We start from the raw sequence: 19,345 nt of genomic DNA on the forward strand, positions 1-19,345 counted from the left end.
ACAGTCGGGGCGACTCCCTGGTTGCACTGGTGGACGCGGGCGGTTAATGGCCGCCCGCCATGCTAAACGATCTCAAGCAACAGCCCGCTGACGCGCTTCTCGCGCTGATCAAGCTCCACAACTCCGATCCGCGTATCGATAAGATCGACCTGGGGGTCGGCGTCTATCGTACCGGACAGGGCGAAACCCCTGTGTTCGGCGCCATCAAGGCGGCGGAGCGCAAGCTCGTCGCGGAGCAGGATTCCAAAGCCTATCTCGGGCCGGAAGGCGATATGGGCTTCGTCGAAGCACTGATGCCTTACATCTTCGGCAAGGGCAGCCCGGACATGGGTGGCCGAATTGAAGGAATGCAGACGCCTGGCGGCACTGGTTCGCTGCGCCTGGCTCTCGCGATGGTCAAGCGCGCTGGCTACACCCGCGTGATTGTGGGCAAGCCCAGCTGGCCAAACCACAACCAGATCTGCGCCGACCTTGGCCTGGACGTTCTGGAGTTCAGCCATGCCGCAGCTGACGGCACAACGGACATGGATGTCTTGCGAAGCGCGCTTAGCGGCGCGACTGAGGGTGACGCCATCCTGCTCCACGGTTGCTGCCACAATCCCACCGGGATCGATTACTCGCGCACCGAATGGGATGAAATCGCCGGGCTTCTGTCGGACAGCAAAGTTCTCCCCGTTCTCGATCTCGCTTATCAGGGTCTTGGCCAGGGCATGGAAGAGGACGCCTACGGTGTCCGTCGCGTGCTCGTGGCGGTTCCGGAGGCACTCGTCTGCTATTCATGTGATAAGAACTTCGGGCTTTATCGCGATCGCGTGGGCGCGCTCTACGCGATGGTTGCCGATCCGGCCGACCTGACGCGCGTGATGTCGAACGGGCACTCGCTGGCTCGCGCCAACTGGTCGCAGCCACCAGATCACGGAGCCGCCGCAGTCCGGGTGATCCTTGAAGACGAAGCCTTGACGGCGCAGTGGCTCGACGAGCTTGATCAAATGCGCGACCGCATGCGTCAGGTGCGCGCTCGCCTTGCCGCGGCGGGTGAGACGGGCGGGGTCGATCTGGCGCCGGTTGGCGGCCAGAACGGGCTGTTCTCCATCATTCCGTTCACGCCCGAACAGGTTCAGGAAATGCGATCGAAGCATGGCATCTATTTCGCGGCATCGGGGCGCATCAATGTCGCAGGTCTGACTACCAGCAACATCGATCAGTTCATTGCAGCAGTGGCTGACGTAACGGGTTGAGAATGTTTTTCGGCCGGTGCTCGATGAGGACCGGCCGACTTCAAAAGTACTGCCGCTGGTTTCACGGCCGCATCAGCACTCGCCCGAACGGATGCTGTTCGGCAACAAAGCGATGCGCTTCCACCGCATCGGCGAGGGCAAACTCCCGTTCGATGGGCATGGCCAAGGTTCCGTCTTGGGCCTTATGAAACAGGCTGGTCAGCAAGTCATGAACGCGCGGCGTATGCATATCGCGGCCAAATGAAATGCCCGTGACCTGCATAGCCTTGCGGATCAGTTCGAAGAACCCGAAGCTGGGCAGGGTGCCCTCTGCGGCGCCGACGACGGCATACCTGCCATGGCCTCGCAGCGCATCGACCAGCGCATCCTTGCCCTTGCCGCCTGCTAAATCCAGAACGAGATCGACACCGCGACCGCCGGTTATTGCTTTGCAGCGTTCGGCTATGTCGTTCTCGAGGTAATTGATGCCGTGGGTCATTCCGTAAGGACTGATGCGCGCTAGCCTTTCGTCACTGGACGCAGTGCCGATAACCATTGCGCCGGCTTGTGCCGCCAACTGCACCGCCGCCAGTCCGACACCGCCAGCAGCGCCCTGAACAAGCACCGTTTCTCCTGCGGTTAGGCCGCCATATGTGAACAGCGCATCGTACGCGGTGCCAAATGCGATGGGAACGACTGCGGCAAGCGCGATGTCCAGTTGGTCTGGTAGGGGGTAGGTATGGTGCTCTTCAACGACGAACAGTTCCGCGTGGCTGCCGTTCCAATGGAAGCCGACCACACGGTCTCCCTCTTTGAAACGGGTCACCGCCGCACCGACAGACGCGACCGTGCCCGCTGCTTGATAGCCTGGCACAAAAGGCGTGCGGGAGGGCGGCGTGTGGATTCGGTTCAACAGGTCTCCGCCTTCTATCGCGATTACCTCCACCTTGATCAGAACCGAATGAGGTCCGACTGCCGGCTCTGGCACCTCGCCGAACTGCATCACCTCGGGTCCGCCATTCTCGCTGTACCAGACCGCTTTCATCGCCATTCTCCAAAAGCCGGCAATTCGCCGTCATCGGTAGTAGCAAATGCCAGCTTCGTGTGCGCCTGCGTAGCTGGTCAATCCCACAGCTAGTGAAGACTGGGTGTCAGATGATCGCAGATTGTCTAGGGCGTCACTCGCACGTAGGCGACGATCCGTGATCCATAGTCGCGATCGTAATAGGGCGCAGCGGAGTTCACTTCGCTGCGTCCAATTGAAGTCCCCGAATAGCGAAGTCCGGCAGCCAGATTTGCACTGTTTCTCTCGATGCCGATATGATGGTCCGCGTAGTCGCCGCCCGGACGCAATCGCGCCGAGCGTGGATCATTGCGCGACGATCCGGACGTATGCCCGTAGCCACCGTAAATCGTGAACGGCGTACCCGGGACGCTGACTGATGCGGCTGCATCAAGATAGAGGTTCGACCCGCCGATAGCATCTTGCGAGGGCGCGAAAGCAGCCCCGATGGTCACCTGAGCGGGGCCTATAGTGCGACTGACATCGCCCATCAGCTCATAGTAACTCATGCCGGATTTCCCTACGAAGACGTTCGCACGCGCGGCTGTACTGAAATCCCAACCGGCGCTCGATAGGGTATACCTTGGCGTGATCGTCAACGCTCCGTCCGCGCCGCCATGTCGCGCGCTGTTTCGTAGAGTGGAAGCTTCAACTGCGACCGAGATATTATAAGCAGGGTTCAGATCCGCGCTAATGGACAGAGCGGGTTTGCCATTGCTCCAGCTTATGCCGCGCTCTCTAAGATCAGTCTGGGCTTCGACCGAGATGGTCGAAGGGGCGGATTGGGCATGGGCGGTATACGAACAAAGGCCGCCGCACACGGCGGCGGCCGTAGCCAACAAACGATAGTGCATCGGGTTAATGGGTCTCTTCAATTTGCCGCGAGATGATGAGCGGCGTCGATCGCCGCTATCGCATTATGCCGATCTGCAGCAGCAAGTTCCACCATATGTGAACCGATCGCTGCCGATTTATCTGCGACCAGATCGTTCGCCTGGCCTTGTCGTCCCTTGCAGTCACCTGGAAGATGACGGGTAAACTCTTTTTCCGCAGGGAGCATCGATGTCAATTCCTGTGGGGACTGCGGGCTCACGATAACGCGCTGCACCGAGATCGTTGCGGTGATGATGCAGCGCTGGGTGGACGTACGGGTGGGAGGTGCGATACCGATCGTGCGCCAATTGGTTTCGACCATAGGACGGTAATCCACCCGATAGGTTCCCCCATGATGCTCGATCTGGACGGAATGGTCAGCAACGGAGGGCACGCCCGTGCTTGCGACCATCGCTGCGGCCAAAATCGTCACCACGCTCATATTCCCTCCTGGCTGCGCAAAAAGCAGGCATCTATGCCCAATCCTTAAGCATTGCTAAAGTCAGATTGCTTCTGCTCTGTGTCGCAAGTGTATGGAACTTAGCGCAGTTGCGGTGCCAACCTGATGGATGCAGTGCCCTCAGCCCAGACTGGTAAAAACAGTCCACGCCCCGCGGCCCGGATCTGTCCCGTCCGGGTCTTTGTCACTTCCGCGCTGATGATCAGATCGCCTTCGCGCTTGTCTTCGAGGGCCCGGTCAATCTTGCCGAGAAGCTTGCGATAGTCATTTTCGAAGTTCTGGGCGAGAGAAGCCGCAATCGTGGCATCCAAACCAGGGGCGTTGGCCATCCTGAGAATAAGGTCGCCACCCTTCATATCGGTCGTGCCGCTGACCTCAAACTGGTCAAATCCGATCCTGCGTGAATTCGTATTGTTAGTAGGAATGCCGGTCATCCAAACGGTGCCGTGAGTGGGCCCCACCCGGTTCGCAGCATCTCGTGCGATGAAATTGACACCAACGGCGATCCGCCCACCAGTAGTTCCATAGATCGTTGCCTTGCGAAATTCTGCATTGACAGACCCTACGCCCGGAACCTCGAAAGGCCTGGCGGATCGCTTGCGCAACGCTTTCATCAGGACCGGTTCGAGTTCACGATAGTCTGCTACGACGGGTATGAAGAAAGACAGCCATCCGGCCTGTGTTTCCAAAGTTTTGAGTAGCGGGAGTGGCGAGGGCGCCGGATCTGGCGGCCGCTTCCCGACGAATGTCTCGGTAATGGCTTTCAATCCGAGACGCAGGACGAGGTTCTTGCCGTCAATTTCATAGCCGCCGTACTGAACCTCCTTGGGGCTGATCCGCATCCAAACCGGCGGATTGTCTCGGTTCAAAGAGAGGGTGGTGAAGGCGGACGCCCACGCTTTTTGCACTTGTTCTCGAACCTCGAGTCGTCCCAACTGCCCAGGGAGTTGTTTCTCCAGCCGAGCAACGACCGGTTCCAGCTGGCGTTCGGCTTGCTCGGTAAGGTCGATCCTCTGACCCAGAAACTCGACATGAGGATTGTTTGTCCAGTCGTAGCTGATGCGGACCGTTCCGCGCGGTGTCCAGTCAGAGGCCAATTTCACGGAAATCACCGCATGCGCCGTGGCATCGGCTGTTGCGGTTTCCTGCTTCAGGATACCGGCGATGTCACGAGCGTGAATGACGGCATGGATCGGCATCGCCAACCGGATCTGCTCGCCCTTGCCCGCAAACCGTAATGGCCCTCGCGTTACCGCTCCAACGATACGACACTTGATGGTTGGCGTTTTGATCTTGGCGATGCCGATATCGACTTTGCGGGATGGGGCACATGTCTGGTCGGGCTTGTCTATCCTCCAGAGCGTGGTCGGTATTTCGCGATCCAGCGCCTTGGCTAGGCGGTCTAAGTCAGCACGGACAGGTACTGTGATAAGAGATGCCTGAGGTTCGATCTTGACTGTATCATGGGCACGAGGTGGCGCCCCCCCACCGCGATCGCGGTTGCATCCCGATACTACCAGTAGTGTCGCAACGGCTAATAGCCCCGCGCATTTCTTATAGAAGTTCCGCAACATCGATCGTGAAACGCCCCGTGAAACACTAGGCGAAGAATAGCCAGAAGGGCATTTCGGTTCCGTATCTGGCTACCCAAACGGAAAAGGCCAGCGCCGCTCACGCAGCGCTGGCCTTTGATTAAAGCCGCTGATCAGGAAGATCAGATATGTATGGGCTTGCCCGTCACCGCCATCGCCGCTTCCTTGATCGCTTCGGAATGCGTTGGGTGAGCGTGGCAGGTGTAAGCGATATCCTCACTGGTTGCGCCGAACTCCATAGCCTGCGCAGCCTGAGCGATCATCGTTCCGGCCACCGTTGCGATACACCAGACCCCTAACACGCGATCGGTTTCGGCATCGGCGATTATCTTGACGAACCCGTCCGGCTCATGATTTGTCTTGGCGCGGGAATTGGCCAACATCGGGAATTTCCCGACCTTTACCGCTCCCAGTTCTTTTGCCTGTTCTTCGGTAAGGCCAACCCCGGCGAATTCAGGGACCGTGTACACGACGCCTGGAATGATGGCGTGGTTCACGATGCCCGTCAGGCCAGCAATATTTTCGGCGACCGCGATGCCTTCGTCTTCTGCCTTGTGGGCAAGCATGGGGCCGGGGATGACGTCCCCGATGGCCCAGACGCCATCGACCTTGGTGGCGAAGTCGTGGTCCGTTTCGATCTGAGCGCGCTGGTTCAATTCGATACCGATATTGCCCAACCCGAGGCCCTCGGTGTTCGGACGACGGCCGATCGAAACGAGAACAACGTCCGCCTCGATCACTTCCGCATCGCCGCCCTTGGCTGGTTCGATGGTAACCTTCGCCGCTTTGTCCTCAACCGAAACACCGGTGACCTTGGTGCCCAGCTTCAGGTTCATTCCCTGCTTCTTGAAGATCTTGCCGGCTTCCTTGCGGACTTCATTATCCATGCCAGGCAAAAGCTGATCGAGGAATTCGACCACCGTGACTTCAGCGCCCAGACGGCGCCATACGGATCCCAGCTCCAGGCCGATCACGCCCCCGCCGATGACGACCATCTTCTTGGGTACGGAGGTTAGTTCGAGAGCACCGGTAGAATCGACGACCACGCCCCCCGCGTTGTCGATCTCGACTCCAGGAAGCGGTGTCACCGACGATCCAGTGGCGATGACGATGTTCTTGGCGGTGACGGTCTTGCCCGCTACCTCGACGCTGTGCGCATCCTTGAACTGAGCGTAACCCTTCAACCAGTCGACCTTGTTCTTCTTGAACAGGAATTCGATGCCGCCGGTCAGGCCCTTCACCGCGTCCTTGCGCTGCCCGTGCATGGTGTCGAGGTCGAGCTCTGGATTGACCTTGATACCCATGGCCGCCATCGCGCCGTTCTTTGCCGCGTCGAAGTACTCCGATGCGTGCAGCAGAGCCTTTGACGGAATACAACCAACATTGAGGCAGGTGCCGCCCAAAGTCTCGCGACCTTCGGCGCAGGCGGTCTTCAAGCCAAGTTGCGCTGCACGAATGGCCGCAACATACCCGCCAGGGCCGGCACCGATCACAAGAACGTCGTAGTCGTATTCAGCCATGTTGAGGCCTCCGTTCCAGCGTAATGCACCTAACCGGTCATACGCGGGTCTTGGTATTCAAAAAATGGTCCCGCCAGCCGAAACAGGCCAGCAGAACACCGGCATCAAAGATCGATCAGCAGCCTTGTGGGATCCTCAATCGCTTCCTTGATGGTCTTGAGTGCAGTGACCGCCTCACGCCCGTCAATGATGCGATGATCATAGGACAGGGCAATGTACATCATCGGACGGATGACTATTTCGCCATTGCGCACCACGGCTCGGTCTTCGATGCGGTGCAGACCCAGAACTGCTGATTGCGGGGGGTTGATGATCGGGGTCGACATCAGGCCGCCGAACACGCCGCCGTTGGAAATCGTGAAGGTGCCGCCCTTCATGTCTTCCATGGTAAGCTTGCCATCCTTGGCCTTCTTGCCGAAATCCGCGATGGCTTTTTCGATGCCGGCAAAACCAAGCTTGTCACAGTCCTTGACGACAGGGACCACAAGACCGGTTGGCGCCGAAACCGCGATCGAGATGTCGACGTAATCGTGATAGATGATCTCGTCGCCGTCGATCTGGGCATTGACTGCAGGAATATCCTTCAGCGCCAGAACCGATGCCTTGGCGAAGAAGGACATGAAGCCAAGTTTGATGCCGTGCTTCTTCTGGAAGACATCCTTGTACTTTTCGCGCGCCTCGATAACAGCGGACATGTCCACGTCGTTAAAGGTGGTGAGAAGGGCGGCGTTATCTTGCGCGGATTTCAGACGCTTGGCGATCGTCTGGCGCAGGCGGGTCATCTTAACGCGCTCTTCGTTGCGAGCGGCTGCCGGCACCGACGCGGCAGAAGATGCACTGGCTGCAGGCGACGCGGCAGCGGGCTTGTTCTTGGCCGCCTCGACTACATCATCCTTGGTGATGCGGCCGTCTTTGCCGGTTCCCTTGATGGTGGCAGGGTCGATGCCGTGCTCCAGGATCGCGCGGCGCACGGCGGGCGACAGCACGGAAGCGCCGCCGGACGCTTCATCGGCGGACGGCGCGGATGCAGCAGGTGCTGGTGAGGGCGTTGAAGCAGGCGCACTGGCTGGTGCAGCCGCGGGGGCCGACGCGGGCTTGGCGGCCGGAGCGCCTGAACCTTCCTCGATCGTTGCGATCAGCGCATCGACGGTGACCGTGTCGCCCTCCTTGGCCAACTGCTGACCCATTACGCCTGCGTGGGGGGACATGACATCGATCGCGACCTTGTCGGTTTCGAGGCTGGCAATGGGCTCGTCAGCGGCAACGGCTTCACCGGGCTGCTTGAGCCATTGGCCGATGGTGGCCTCGGAGACGGACTCGCCGAGCGTGGGGACCTTGACTTCAGTGGACATGATTTATCTCAAGCCTTCTGCTTGCGACGGAGTTCGGAACGGACGGATAGATTTAGCGCATCGGCAACGAGCGCCGCCTGTTCGGCAGCATGGCGCTTGGCAAGACCTGTAGCGGGCGATGCCGAAGCGGAACGACCGGCATAACGCGGACGAGGCGCCGATACGCCGGCTTCCTTGGCCGCATCCTCTACGAAGGGCTCGATGAAAAACCAGGAACCATTGTTCTTGGGTTCTTCCTGGCACCAGACGATTTCTTCGAGGTTCGGCATTCGAGCTAGTCGGTTAGTCAACGGCTCGCCTGGGAAGGGGTAGAGCTGTTCAACGCGGACGATCTGCGTATCCGTGATTTCGGCAGCATCGCGCGCTTCAAGAAGGTCATAGAACACTTTGCCCGAGCAAAGGATAACCTTTTTGGTGGCTTCGTCCGCCGAGCCGTTCGGATCCGACAGCAGGCGCTTGAAATCGCCTGCCAGGAAATCCTTGGCGCTTGATTTGGCAAGCGGATGACGCAGCAATGACTTGGGAGTCATGATGATCAGCGGCTTGCGGAATGGGCGGTGCATCTGCCGACGCAGGACGTGGAAATAATTCGCCGGGCTGGTGATGTTGCAGACCTGGATATTGTCCTGCGCACAAAGCTGGAGGTAGCGCTCCAGTCGGGCGGAGGAGTGCTCCGGACCTTGTCCTTCGTAGCCGTGGGGCAGCAGCATCACGAGACCGTTTGCGCGTAGCCACTTCGATTCGGCGGATGCGACATACTGGTCGATGATGATCTGCGCGCCGTTGGCGAAGTCACCGAATTGCGCTTCCCACAAAACGAGCGTCTTGGGGTCAGCGCTGGCGTAACCGTACTCGAAGCCAAGCACGCCGTATTCGGACAGCGTGGAGTCCAGCACTTCGAAGCTGCCATGGGGCAGGGTGGTCAGCGGCACGTACTTGTGCTCGTCTGCCTGGTCGGTCCAGACCGCATGACGCTGGGAAAACGTGCCGCGCCCACAGTCCTGGCCAGAAAGGCGCACGCCATAACCTTCGGTCACGAGGCTGCCGAAAGCGAGCGCTTCCGCCGTCGCCCAGTCGAAGCCGTCGCCCGACTTGAACATTTCTTCTTTAGCGGCCAGCACGCGGGCGAGCGTCTTGTGGACGGTCAGACCTTCCGGGACGTTCGTGAGGGTCCGGCCTAGGCTGTCGAACAGCTTCTGCTCGATCCGTGTATCGACGTTGCGCCGCGCGGTTTCAGGGTCGGCAGGTTTGTGGAATCCGCTCCACTGCCCCGCGAACCAGTCAGCCTGGTTGGCCTTGTAGGTTTTGGCAGCCTCGAACTGTTCCTCGAGATGAGCGGTAAACGCACCCTCGGTCTGCGACAGGAAGCTGTCGTCAATCACGCCTTCGCCCTTCAGACGATCAGCGTAGATTTTACTCACCGGAGGGTGCTGCCGAATCTTGGCGTACATCAGCGGTTGGGTGAAACCAGGCTCATCGCCTTCGTTATGACCGAAGCGGCGATAGCACCACATGTCGATAACGATGTCACGACCGAAAGTCTGGCGGTAGTCGATGGCCAGTTTGCAGGCGAACGTAACCGCTGCCGGATCATCGCCGTTGACGTGCAGGATCGGCGCCTGAACGCCCTTCGCCACGTCGGAAGGATACGGCGAGTTGCGTGCGAATTGCGGGCTGGTGGTGAAGCCGATCTGGTTGTTGATCACGAAGTGAATACAACCGCCGGTGTTGTACCCCTTGACTCCGGACAGGCCGAAGCATTCCCAGACGATACCCTGGCCGGCGAACGCGGCGTCGCCGTGGATCAGAACGGGGAGCACCTGCTTGTGTTTCGCATCCGGGCCGATGTCGTCGCCGATATCATCCGCGATGACCTGATAAGCGCGGACTTTGCCCAGAACGATCGGATCGACGGTCTCGAGGTGAGAGGGGTTGGGCATCAGGCTCATGTGAACCTTGATGCCATCGAACTCACGATCGGCCGACGTGCCGAGGTGATACTTGACGTCGCCAGAGCCGCCGACGTCTTCCGGATTGGCAGTGCCGCCCGAAAATTCGTGGAAGATGACCTTGTACGGCTTGGCAAGAACGTTGGCGAGGACGTTCAGTCGGCCACGGTGAGCCATGCCATAGACGATTTCCTTCACGCCAAGCTGGCCGCCGTACTTGATGACGGCTTCCAGCGCGGGAATCATGGACTCGCCACCATCCAAGCCGAAGCGCTTGGTGCCGACGTACTTCTTGCCGAGGAACTTTTCGTACTGCTCGCCGCGAACGACCGCAGCCAGAATTGCTTTTTTGCCCTCTGGCGTGAATTCGATTTCCTTGTTCGCGCCTTCCATTCGTTCCTGCAGGAACCGACGTTCTTCAGTATCCGCGATGTGCATGTATTCAAGGCCGACTTTGCCGCAGTAATTGGCGCGCAGAATCTGGACGATTTCACGGACGGTCGCCCACTCCAAACCAAGCGTGCCACCGACGTAGACCTTTCGATCCTGTGCGGCGCCAACAAAGCCGTGAAATTCAGGCGTGAGGTCGGCGGGTAGCTTGCGCTGGTTCAGGCCCAAAGGATCAAGATCGGCGGCAAGGTGGCCTCGCACGCGATAGGTACGGATCAGCGTCATGGCGCGGAAGGCATCCGCAGCAGCCTGATCGATGCTGGCCTGATCTACTTTGCCGCCACCCTTGGCTGCGGACTTTTCGATCTGCGCCTTTAGAACCGTAGGGTCGAGGCCCTGAGTCCAGTCGTCCTCGGCATCACCGCCGACCAGCGGCCAATTGCCGCGCTGCCAGCTTGGGCCCGCCTGCGGTTCTTCAAGTCCCATGTCGGGAGTGAAATCGAAACTCTCGTCGCCCATAGGAATCACCTATCGCCACACCGGACGCAATTGCCCAAGCGTTTTACTGTGTTTGCGGTTCGGACGGTTCCCGGGGAGGAGGGACCGAATTTCCGCTCGGAAGTGCGCAGGTTCGCCACGGGCGGTGCGCTACATGGTAAGTGCCCGGCGATGGCGCGGTTCCAAAGAACCACGCCGATCGCCAGAGGTATCGGATCAGGCGAGTTCCTTGAGGACTTCCACAAGGGTTTCACCAAGCAGTGACGGGCTGGACGAAACCTTGATGCCGGCTTCTTCCATCGCTGCAATCTTGTCTTCTGCGCCGCCCTGGCCGCCAGAGACGATGGCTCCAGCGTGGCCCATGCGACGGCCCGGAGGCGCCGTGCGGCCGGCGATGAAGCCCGCCATTGGTTTCTTGCGACCGCGCTTGGCTTCGTCCTTGAGGAACTGCGCAGCTTCTTCCTCGGCGCTGCCACCAATTTCACCGATCATGATGATCGACTTGGTTTCGTCGTCCGCCAGGAACAATTCCAGCACGTCGATGAAGTTGGTGCCGTTGACCGGATCGCCGCCGATGCCGACAGCCGTGGTCTGGCCGAGGCCAGCGTTGGTGGTCTGGAACACCGCTTCATACGTCAGCGTGCCCGAGCGCGAGACGACGCCGACCGAACCCTTGGAAAAGATCGAACCGGGCATGATGCCGATCTTGCACTCGCCGGGGGTGAGAACGCCGGGGCAGTTCGGGCCGATCAGGCGTGACTTCGAACCCGAAAGGGCGCGCTTCACGCGAACCATGTCCAGCACGGGAATGCCCTCGGTGATGCAGACGATCAGTTCCATCTCGGCGTCGATCGCCTCGAGGATCGAGTCGGCGGCGAATGGCGGCGGCACATAGATGCACGATGCGGTCGCGCCCGTTGCAGCCTTCGCTTCCGCGACAGTGTTGAAGTTGGGCAGACCGATGTGGGTCGTGCCGCCCTTGCCCGGAGTAACGCCGCCGACCATCTGGGTGCCGTACGCCAGCGCCTGCTCCGTGTGGAACGTGCCGGTCGCGCCGGTCATGCCTTGCGTGATGACCTTGGTATTCTTGTCGATGAGAATGGACATGGAGTATTCCTGTTCCTGGTCATGGGATCAGCCGGGAAGGGCCGGGAAGATCCCAAGAAACTTTCTGGTCCGCGCGATACTGGCCATTGGTTAAGGCCGTACCGCGCGACACCGTGTGCCTTCAGGCGAGCGTGCTGTCGATGCCTTTGCAAGCAACCAGCAGTTCCTTGACCGCATCGACTGAAACCTGGAGGTTGGTCTTTGCTTCTGCATCCAGGTCGATCTCAACGATCTGCTCGATGCCGCCGGCACCGATCACGGCGGGGACACCGACGTACAGTCCTTCAACGCCATACTGCCCATCGACGTAAGCGGCGACCGGCAGAATGCGCTTCTGGTCATCGAGGTAGGCTTCGGCCATGGCGATGCCCGACGCTGCCGGAGCGTAGAAAGCGGAGCCGGTCTTGAGCAGGCCGACGATTTCGCCGCCGCCCGAACGGGTGCGCTGCACGATCGCGTCGATCTTTTCCTGCGTGGTGCGGCCCATCTTAATGAGATCGGGAACCGGGATGCCGTTTACCGTCGAATACTGCACGACGGGAACCATCGTATCGCCGTGGCCGCCGAGCACGAAAGTGTTCACGTCACGGATGGATACGTCGAATTCCCAGGCGAGGAAGGTGGAGAAGCGAGCCGAATCAAGCACACCGGCCATGCCAACAACTTTGTTGTGTGGAAGACCGGAGAATTCGCGCAGTGCCCAGACCATCGCGTCGAGCGGATTGGTGATGCAGATCACGAAAGCATTTGGCGCGTTCGCAGCGATGCCTTCACCGACAGCCTTCATGACCTTGAGGTTGATGCCGAGAAGGTCATCACGGCTCATGCCGGGCTTGCGAGCGACACCGGCGGTGACGATGATGACGTCAGCCCCGGCAATGTCAGCGTAATCGTTGGTGCCGGTGATCTTGGCATCGAAACCTTCGACCGGGCCGCACTGCGATAGGTCGAGGGCCTTACCCTGCGGCAAACCTTCAGCGACGTCGAACAGGACGATATCGCCCAATTCCTTTTGCGCCGCGAGGTGCGCCAGCGTGCCGCCGATATTGCCAGCGCCAATAAGGGCAATCTTCTTACGAGCCATGATCCGTGCTTGTCCTTCCCAATGGCGGGATTCAACGGACTTCAAGACGGCCTGCTTTCAATCCCGCAGAAAGACAGGCGCCGGGTTTCAGGTGGCGCCCTACGCCCCTGAGTTCCACATTGCAACCGCCAAACGGCAATCAGAGCACCCGCTGCAACACTTTTCAGTGATAATAGTTCGCAATTGCATTAGTAGTCGTATAACTGTATTTGTTCCTTGTTTTCCGCCATGCAAACTTCAAGTTGCTAGGAGTTTCCGGCACTGGTCACATAGCAGTTAAGCTTGAATTCGCCGTGCGGTAGCGGCAGCCATACGCCGATCAAGTTGATGGCAGATGCCGAGCCAGTGAGCGCTCCGGTGCTTGTCACCAGCCGCATGGGCAGCTTCGGCTTCCTTTTGCGCTCTGGCTGCTGCCGACAGGCCGTGTCTTGCGAAATGCATCAGCGCGGCGGCCAAGATGGCTTCGTCCTCCTCCAGAGTAGGCTGATAGGCCTGCTTGATCGCATGGAGGCGAATGCGTGGCATAGGATGATTGTCGTTCATCGCCCCCAAGGGTGCGCCACGGCAGACGGACCGAGCGATAGCCGGATTTGTCCCCCCCAGCGCGGCGGCAAATCGGATGGTCATGAACGGGGGCCTCTCGTTACTCTTCGGTACGAGCACCTTTTACTGCAAAGGCGCTAATCCATCGTGAGAGGAAATGGTTGCTTAAATATTGACCATGCCCCTTAGGGAGATTCCCCAAGGTAAGTAGTTGCGATCGATTGATTTTATGTCCCCACGTCAATCGTGGGGCGGGGCGATCCAGCGGCCGGAGTTAGCATATTCAGCCTTGATCCCTTGTGATGAAGGCAGGTTTTGTGCGCGATACAGCGCATCGCCACCGCGCTGCTCGACTTGCGACGAGTAGACGGGAGCAGATGCCGGCGCGATCTGCTGATCGGCGATGGGCCTTGCGGGCTCGGCCAGCCCAAACGCGCGCTGCAATGCGACAGGATCCAGCGCGGCGGCAGCGGCGGCGGCGCTGGAGGAAGCGCTGCGGGGATGGGGTGCGGCGATTGGCTCCCCGCCGAAATAGGCGAAGCGGAACGTCGCCGGATTGCCTGCCGCGCCCTTGAAGCTGTAAAATCGGTGCGCGCCTATCGTACCCAGATAATTCAAGCTCGGCGCCCAGTACGGGCTTACCTGAACCGTATGGTAGTGGGTTGCCAAGCCAACCGGCGAATAGACATAGCCAGCCAACGCGGCACGCGCGACGTTCTCGGCCCGATCCCAGAACAGGTGTTGCGGGCGCCGGGCGAGCGACCCATCGCAGGTGAACGAAAACTGGCACCCGGTCGGTCTTTCAGACCCTTCGTAGACCACCCCGCACACGGTCTTTGGATAGGCCGGATGAGCCACGCGATTGAGCACGACTTGTGCCACGGCACGTTGCCCGGCGTCGGGTTCGCTTGCCGCTTCATAGTATATCGCCGCGGTCATGCATTGCACGGCGCGGGAGCGATCCACGCCCGAATTGTCGATCCGAAGAGCACGAGCTGCGGGACCGGAGCCCAGTGTTGGGCCGGACGGAATGTCGTCAGCGTCCGATCGGATTCCTTCGCCCACCCGCAGAGGAGCCAGGCTATTGTCGAGGTAATAGAAAGCTGATCCGGGGAAGCTTGCGCCTGCCTGTTCGAAAGGCATTGCAGTGCCCGGGCCGTCTGGCGAACCGGCGTCAGCTATCGAGAAGCGATCCCATCCGTCACCCCACCCCCCCGGTGCCGCGAAGGCGGGGAGTGCAATGGCCGCTAGAGCAGTGACGCCCAGGGTCCAGCGTCGACGCAACTTGATCGGGCGTTCCCGCACCCCGTATGTGCGGCGCGCAAATCGGCCGTTAAAGTCGCGCGGACGTTCGAAACGGTCTGGTAGATTGGCCGCGCAACTCCGCAAGACCGCGTGAGCAGCCATCTTGTCAGTAGGGGAGAGGGCTGCGGACACACGCTTCCTTCGATGGGCGCATATTTGGAGATTGACGACCTAGTCGGCTGCGCTGGCAATTGCACCTGACCATTGATCGTCGTCCCGTTGCGGCACAGGGACTGCTCTAACCACTAACTCTTAAGAAGTTGCATGAATGGCCGTGTCGCTTGCCTTAGTCGGGGGCAGGCAGTATCGGCGCGGCTTCGTCATGGGTGCCTGCGATGCCAGGCCTAAGAGGGAAGCCGGCTGGGATTGTCGGCGCTGCCCCCGCAACTGTGACCGGAGAGCGCGCCTCCATTGCGCCACTGGACGGCCCCGTTGCGGGCCCGACCGGGAAGGCGGGGGCGGGCCATGATCCGGAAGCCAGGAGACCTGCCCATGGTCGTCGTTCCGCAGCCGAGCGGGGAAGTTCGGCATGCAGCGAGCAAGCGAGCCTTGAGGACGGCGCGCCTGCCTCCGCCATGAACGGCAATACGTTCAAAGGTTTGGAGGAATTGCTGTGAAGTATCTGTTTTTGCTTGGCTGTGCCATGGTGACGAGCACCCCTGCGGTTGCAGAGGACGCCGATGGTTGCGCCGATTGCCGCCCGTTGTCCCCCGCGATCGTGGTAACCGCAAATCGTGAGCCGACGCCGATCACTCAGGTCGGCCAGTCGATCAGCGTCATCACCCGCGATGATATCGAGCGTGTCCAGGCGACCACTGCCACTGATGTCCTGGCCCGCGTACCGGGTGTATCGGTGGTCCAGTCAGGCGGTTTTGGTCAGCCTTCCAGCGTCTTCATTCGTGGCGCTGAGAACGCACAGAGCCTGGTGCTGATCGACGGAGTGCGCATCAACGATCCGGGCGACGTTGGCGGCGGCTTTGACTTCGGGGCGCTTACCATCGGACAGTTCGACCGGGTTGAAGTGCTGCGCGGGTCCTCCGGCGTGCTGTGGGGCAGCCGGGCGATCGGCGGCGTCATCAACTTCATCACCGAGCGGCCAACCGAGGAATGGACCGCCCGCGCTCAGGCTGAATATGGCTGGCGAGATCGCCGGCAGGTCGCTGCATCGGTTGCCGGCCTGATCGGGCCAATCGGTCTGACTCTGGGCGGAAGCTGGATGAAAGGTGACGGCTTCTCGGCGTTCAATGAACGCCGTGGCGGCACGGAAAAGGATGGGTTCGAAAGCCGGAGCGCGAACGCGCGGGCGCAAGTTGAACTGGCGCAAGGGCTGTCCGTCGATGCCGGTGGATTTTATACCAAGGCGAATTACGACTATGACAACACGGGCGCGGATGCGCTCAATGTCGGGCGTAAGCGGGACACGCTGGGCTATGCCAACGTGCGCTACAAGGGACTGGACGATCGCCTTTCAGCGCGGATCGGGTTCGGCCTTAACGATACGCACCGTGTTTCGGACGATGCTGTTTTCGGTCCCTACACGACCGATGGGCGGACCGAACGATTTGAGGGGCAGTTGCTGGTTTCGCCGGTGGACATGGCGAGCGTGCAGCTTGGCGCCGAAACCGAAAAGCAGAAGTTCGCCGACAACTTCGGGTCGAGGGACTCGACGTCGATGGACAGTTTCTACGGCAATCTTACGTTGCGCCCTTTGACGGGACTAACTCTCAACGGGGGTGTCCGCTACGATGACCATCGGGATTTCGGCCACAAGACGACTTTGGCGGCCAATGGTGCCTGGCTTCTCGGCGAGGGTGTGGATGCTCCGGTTCTAAGGGCGAGCTATGGCGAAGGGTTCAAGGCGCCTTCGCTCTATCAACTTTATTCGAACGGTGGCTTCAGAGCTCTGGATGCCGAGACATCCACGGGCTGGGATGCCGGGATCGAACAGCCTTTTGCCGAAGGAACGGGGCGTTTCACGCTGACCTATTTCGATCGCAAGACCAAAAACCTCATCGACTATGATCTCACGCAGTTCAACTACTACAACGTGGGTCGCGCCCGCGCAAAAGGCGTGGAACTGGGAATGCAGGTTGTCGACTGGGAAGGGTTCGACGTGAATGTTGCGGCCACTTACCTCGATGCCACAAACGCTCTCACTGGCACCCGTTTGGCACGCAGGCCGCGCACGAACCTGTACGCAAGCATCGACAAGGCGTGGGAAGTCGGCCTCAGGCTGGGTATGGACCTTCGCGTCGGCGGCGGCCGGTATGACAACACGCTCAACACCCAGTATGTTGGCGGTCACGCGGTGGTCGGATTGCGCGGGGCGTTTGCTGTGAGCCCCAAGATCGAAGTTTACGGCCGTGTCGAAAATCTCTTCGATGAGCACTACGAGGTCGTTCGAACTTATGGCACGCCGGGTAGGTCAGCCTATGCCGGCGTTCGTCTGAAGATGTAAAACGACAGCGGCGGTACCTCATTTGGGTGCCGCCGCCATTTCAATGGGCTTTAGCTCGTCACGAAGTGGCCTTTGGACCAGACCCACATCTGGCTGTTATGCTGCTCTTTCTCGCGCTGATGTTCTTCGCGCTGCCTGTCGAAGATCAGCGACCCGGTTGCGCGGGCAAAGCGGCTGCGACGGAAGGGGATTTCAGCTCCGATGCTCATGATCTCTCTCCTCTTTCAACAAGAACGCTCCTGTAAGCAGGCCGGTTCCTTGATGTCAGCCTACCGGTTTCCGACCCCTCGAGCGAACTGCTGTTGCAGGCTGCCCAGCGCATACGGAGAAATCGGCGCCAATCCAGCTGCTGGACGCCCTTTGCGCAAGGCTGCGCGATCGTTGTTGGATGGGTCGACCACGCGAACCCGCACGGCCGCTTTCCCCTTTTCGCGCACGCCCAGTAATTCGGCCGCGCCTTTAGACAGATCAATGATCCTTGCGCTCTCTCCGAACGGGCCGCGATCGTTTACTCGTACGATGATCCGCCGCCCCGTATCGAGTGACGTCACTTCGACATAGGATGGTAGGGGCAAGGTTTTATGGGCTGCCGTGGGCCAGTCGGGTCTGAATCGTTCACCATTGGCGACCTGGTTGCCGCTTTCGTTGCCATACCACGTGGCATATCCAAGCATGTCATAGTCGGGCTGAGCTTGAGGGACGAATGTTTGCCCGCGAACCTGGTACGGTGGACCAATACGGATCGGAAGGTCGCTCACCGGTCGGTATTTCGTACCGCCTCCGCAAGCTGCAAGCGCGAACGTAACGGCGCAGATCAGAATGTTACGGCAGGGGCGTAACATCAACCAGATGCTAGAGCCGACAGGTCGACCCTCCAACCGGGGCCTGTTTGCTTTCCACAAACTATGGCCTCGTCGTCATTTAGTCGCAGCGGTCGTAATATCCCGCGCGACAGGCCGAGGCATCTTCACGCCATTCCTGCATGGCACGATCATAGTCATTCCGCTGCCTCTCATAATCCTGACGCTGCCGGGCATAGTCGGCTCGCGCCAGGTCATAATTTTGTAGGTCTGTACGGTAACCCTTGTCATCCAGCTTTGGACGGGAGCGGGTGGAATTATAATCCGACCAGCCTTGCGCATATCCCGCATCCCGGTTGCGCACGTAGTCGAGCTGATCCTGGTTCATCCGGCGAATTGTCGCTGTGTCCCGCGCTATTTCGTCGGGCGTCAGGTCGGGATCATAGGGATCATCCGCGATCGCAATCGAACTGATGCTGAGCGCAATGACCACCGCCAGACAACGACCAACCGTGTACCCCATCGAAGCACCCCTTCCACCTCAAGCTTACTGTATGCCAGCGGGATGGAAGCGATGCAAAGCGGTTGCGACAGGCGGTTGGTCGTTCTGGTCGCGGCAGAGCCGGGATCAACCCCCGACTGCACCGGGTCCGGCATCGTCCGCAGGGCACCGGATCGCATCACCTTTCCAGCATGCCGGGTTGCTACGTTCCCAGTCCTTGCGTTCAGCCCGATACTCCTGAACGGCGGCTTCGTTGTTCTGCAACGCCTGCTGATAGGCCGCTTCATTGCGCTCGGTGCGCACTTCGGTAGCTGCCATCTCCGCGGCCGCTGCATTTTCGCGCGCGATGTTTTCATCGACCTGGCGCTGTGCGGCCTGTGCCTGTTGTTCGTTGAGCGCCTGACGCTCCGCTACCGGATCACCGGGTTCGGGAATGGTCGACAGATCGGCGTGCGAGGTTTGCGAGTTGCTGGCGAGCGCAGCGCCGGGGACGGCCATAGCCGAAAGCGCAATCAGGGACACCGGAGCGATCATCCGGGCGATGGGGCGCATGATAGAGCGCATGGGGCATTCTCCTGTCTTCATGTCTTCCCTTCCGGTCATTAACGCACAAACCAGGCATGGTTTCCCTG

17 protein-coding genes and 1 riboswitch are annotated in these 19,345 nt (G+C 60.0%); of the genes, 2 read left to right on the plus strand and 15 right to left on the minus strand.

Features of this window, described 5'->3' with window-relative positions:
- The first annotated feature begins 59 nt into the window (after positions 1–59).
- A complete protein-coding gene (locus ACZ1JM_RS17955; protein WP_465133701.1) occupies positions 60–1,238 on the plus strand; it encodes an amino acid aminotransferase in 1,179 nt (392 codons plus the stop codon).
- 61 nt (positions 1,239–1,299) lie between these two features.
- Here ACZ1JM_RS17955 and ACZ1JM_RS17960 read toward each other — a convergent pair whose 3' ends face one another.
- The 11 genes from ACZ1JM_RS17960 to ACZ1JM_RS18010 form a co-directional block, all read right to left on the minus strand.
- Positions 1,300–2,268: a quinone oxidoreductase family protein gene (locus ACZ1JM_RS17960; RefSeq protein ID WP_465133702.1), complete on the minus strand. Its 969-nt coding sequence runs from the start codon at positions 2,266–2,268 to the stop codon at positions 1,300–1,302.
- Between the two features lie 119 nt (positions 2,269–2,387).
- Positions 2,388–3,134 (minus strand): TorF family putative porin, encoded by a 747-nt coding sequence (locus tag ACZ1JM_RS17965; protein WP_465135126.1) that lies wholly within the window; start codon positions 3,132–3,134, stop codon positions 2,388–2,390.
- A gap of 17 nt (positions 3,135–3,151) precedes the next feature.
- A complete protein-coding gene (locus tag ACZ1JM_RS17970; protein ID WP_465133703.1) occupies positions 3,152–3,595 on the minus strand; it encodes a hypothetical protein in 444 nt (147 codons plus the stop codon).
- Between the two features lie 98 nt (positions 3,596–3,693).
- Positions 3,694–5,187 carry a DUF4403 family protein gene (locus tag ACZ1JM_RS17975; protein WP_465133704.1) on the minus strand — a complete coding sequence of 498 codons (1,494 nt, stop codon included), beginning with the start codon at positions 5,185–5,187 and terminating at the stop codon, positions 3,694–3,696.
- Between the two features lie 140 nt (positions 5,188–5,327).
- Complete coding sequence (lpdA, locus tag ACZ1JM_RS17980) at positions 5,328–6,725, minus strand: dihydrolipoyl dehydrogenase (RefSeq protein ID WP_465133705.1); 1,398 nt, start codon at positions 6,723–6,725, stop codon at positions 5,328–5,330.
- 104 nt (positions 6,726–6,829) lie between these two features.
- Positions 6,830–8,077 carry a 2-oxoglutarate dehydrogenase complex dihydrolipoyllysine-residue succinyltransferase gene (odhB, locus tag ACZ1JM_RS17985; protein WP_465133706.1) on the minus strand — a complete coding sequence of 416 codons (1,248 nt, stop codon included), beginning with the start codon at positions 8,075–8,077 and terminating at the stop codon, positions 6,830–6,832.
- A gap of 8 nt (positions 8,078–8,085) precedes the next feature.
- On the minus strand, positions 8,086–10,935 hold the full coding sequence (locus ACZ1JM_RS17990; protein ID WP_465133707.1) for a 2-oxoglutarate dehydrogenase E1 component: 2,850 nt from the start codon (positions 10,933–10,935) through the stop codon (positions 8,086–8,088).
- A 195-nt stretch (positions 10,936–11,130) separates the two neighbouring features.
- Complete coding sequence (gene sucD, locus ACZ1JM_RS17995) at positions 11,131–12,021, minus strand: succinate--CoA ligase subunit alpha (protein WP_465133708.1); 891 nt, start codon at positions 12,019–12,021, stop codon at positions 11,131–11,133.
- Positions 12,022–12,142: 121 nt separating this feature from the next.
- Positions 12,143–13,105 (minus strand): malate dehydrogenase, encoded by a 963-nt coding sequence (gene mdh / locus ACZ1JM_RS18000; protein WP_465133709.1) that lies wholly within the window; start codon positions 13,103–13,105, stop codon positions 12,143–12,145.
- Positions 13,106–13,381: 276 nt separating this feature from the next.
- Positions 13,382–13,732 (minus strand): hypothetical protein, encoded by a 351-nt coding sequence (locus tag ACZ1JM_RS18005; RefSeq protein WP_465133710.1) that lies wholly within the window; start codon positions 13,730–13,732, stop codon positions 13,382–13,384.
- Positions 13,733–13,888: 156 nt separating this feature from the next.
- Entirely contained in the window at positions 13,889–15,055 is a 1,167-nt protein-coding gene (locus ACZ1JM_RS18010) for a cell wall hydrolase (protein WP_465133711.1), read from the minus strand.
- A 205-nt stretch (positions 15,056–15,260) separates the two neighbouring features.
- Positions 15,261–15,461, plus strand: a riboswitch (cobalamin riboswitch).
- A 105-nt stretch (positions 15,462–15,566) separates the two neighbouring features.
- Between ACZ1JM_RS18010 and ACZ1JM_RS18015 the strand changes: the two genes are divergently transcribed.
- Complete coding sequence (locus tag ACZ1JM_RS18015; RefSeq protein ID WP_465133712.1) at positions 15,567–17,411, plus strand: TonB-dependent receptor plug domain-containing protein; 1,845 nt, start codon at positions 15,567–15,569, stop codon at positions 17,409–17,411.
- 50 nt (positions 17,412–17,461) lie between these two features.
- Here ACZ1JM_RS18015 and ACZ1JM_RS18020 read toward each other — a convergent pair whose 3' ends face one another.
- The 4 genes from ACZ1JM_RS18020 to ACZ1JM_RS18035 form a co-directional block, all read right to left on the minus strand.
- A complete protein-coding gene (locus ACZ1JM_RS18020; protein ID WP_465133713.1) occupies positions 17,462–17,620 on the minus strand; it encodes a hypothetical protein in 159 nt (52 codons plus the stop codon).
- Positions 17,621–17,680: 60 nt separating this feature from the next.
- On the minus strand, positions 17,681–18,253 hold the full coding sequence (locus ACZ1JM_RS18025; RefSeq protein ID WP_465135127.1) for a septal ring lytic transglycosylase RlpA family protein: 573 nt from the start codon (positions 18,251–18,253) through the stop codon (positions 17,681–17,683).
- Positions 18,254–18,332: 79 nt separating this feature from the next.
- Entirely contained in the window at positions 18,333–18,734 is a 402-nt protein-coding gene (locus tag ACZ1JM_RS18030; RefSeq protein ID WP_465133714.1) for a hypothetical protein, read from the minus strand.
- 105 nt (positions 18,735–18,839) lie between these two features.
- Complete coding sequence (locus ACZ1JM_RS18035) at positions 18,840–19,277, minus strand: hypothetical protein (RefSeq protein ID WP_465133715.1); 438 nt, start codon at positions 19,275–19,277, stop codon at positions 18,840–18,842.
- Between the last annotated feature and the right edge of the window lie 68 nt (positions 19,278–19,345).

Source organism: Novosphingobium sp. BL-S-24 (assembly GCF_055521575.1).

Bases quoted from the DNA above. Each gene is read 5' to 3' on its own strand.
- ACZ1JM_RS17975 (WP_465133704.1), bottom strand. From the start codon at position 5,187: ATGTTGCGGAACTTCTATAAGAAATGCGCGGGGCTATTAGCCGTTGCG.
- ACZ1JM_RS18035 (WP_465133715.1), bottom strand. From the start codon at position 19,277: ATGCGCTCTATCATGCGCCCCATCGCCCGGATGATCGCTCCGGTGTCC.
- ACZ1JM_RS18005 (WP_465133710.1), bottom strand. From the start codon at position 13,732: ATGACCATCCGATTTGCCGCCGCGCTGGGGGGGACAAATCCGGCTATC.
- lpdA (WP_465133705.1), bottom strand. From the start codon at position 6,725: ATGGCTGAATACGACTACGACGTTCTTGTGATCGGTGCCGGCCCTGGC.
- ACZ1JM_RS17955 (WP_465133701.1), top strand. From the start codon at position 60: ATGCTAAACGATCTCAAGCAACAGCCCGCTGACGCGCTTCTCGCGCTG.
- sucD (WP_465133708.1), bottom strand. From the start codon at position 12,021: ATGTCCATTCTCATCGACAAGAATACCAAGGTCATCACGCAAGGCATG.
- ACZ1JM_RS18010 (WP_465133711.1), bottom strand. From the start codon at position 15,055: ATGGCTGCTCACGCGGTCTTGCGGAGTTGCGCGGCCAATCTACCAGAC.
- ACZ1JM_RS17960 (WP_465133702.1), bottom strand. From the start codon at position 2,268: ATGGCGATGAAAGCGGTCTGGTACAGCGAGAATGGCGGACCCGAGGTG.
- mdh (WP_465133709.1), bottom strand. From the start codon at position 13,105: ATGGCTCGTAAGAAGATTGCCCTTATTGGCGCTGGCAATATCGGCGGC.
- ACZ1JM_RS18025 (WP_465135127.1), bottom strand. From the start codon at position 18,253: ATGTTACGCCCCTGCCGTAACATTCTGATCTGCGCCGTTACGTTCGCG.
- ACZ1JM_RS18030 (WP_465133714.1), bottom strand. From the start codon at position 18,734: ATGGGGTACACGGTTGGTCGTTGTCTGGCGGTGGTCATTGCGCTCAGC.
- ACZ1JM_RS17965 (WP_465135126.1), bottom strand. From the start codon at position 3,134: ATGCACTATCGTTTGTTGGCTACGGCCGCCGCCGTGTGCGGCGGCCTT.
- odhB (WP_465133706.1), bottom strand. From the start codon at position 8,077: ATGTCCACTGAAGTCAAGGTCCCCACGCTCGGCGAGTCCGTCTCCGAG.
- ACZ1JM_RS18020 (WP_465133713.1), bottom strand. From the start codon at position 17,620: ATGAGCATCGGAGCTGAAATCCCCTTCCGTCGCAGCCGCTTTGCCCGC.
- ACZ1JM_RS17990 (WP_465133707.1), bottom strand. From the start codon at position 10,935: ATGGGCGACGAGAGTTTCGATTTCACTCCCGACATGGGACTTGAAGAA.
- ACZ1JM_RS17970 (WP_465133703.1), bottom strand. From the start codon at position 3,595: ATGAGCGTGGTGACGATTTTGGCCGCAGCGATGGTCGCAAGCACGGGC.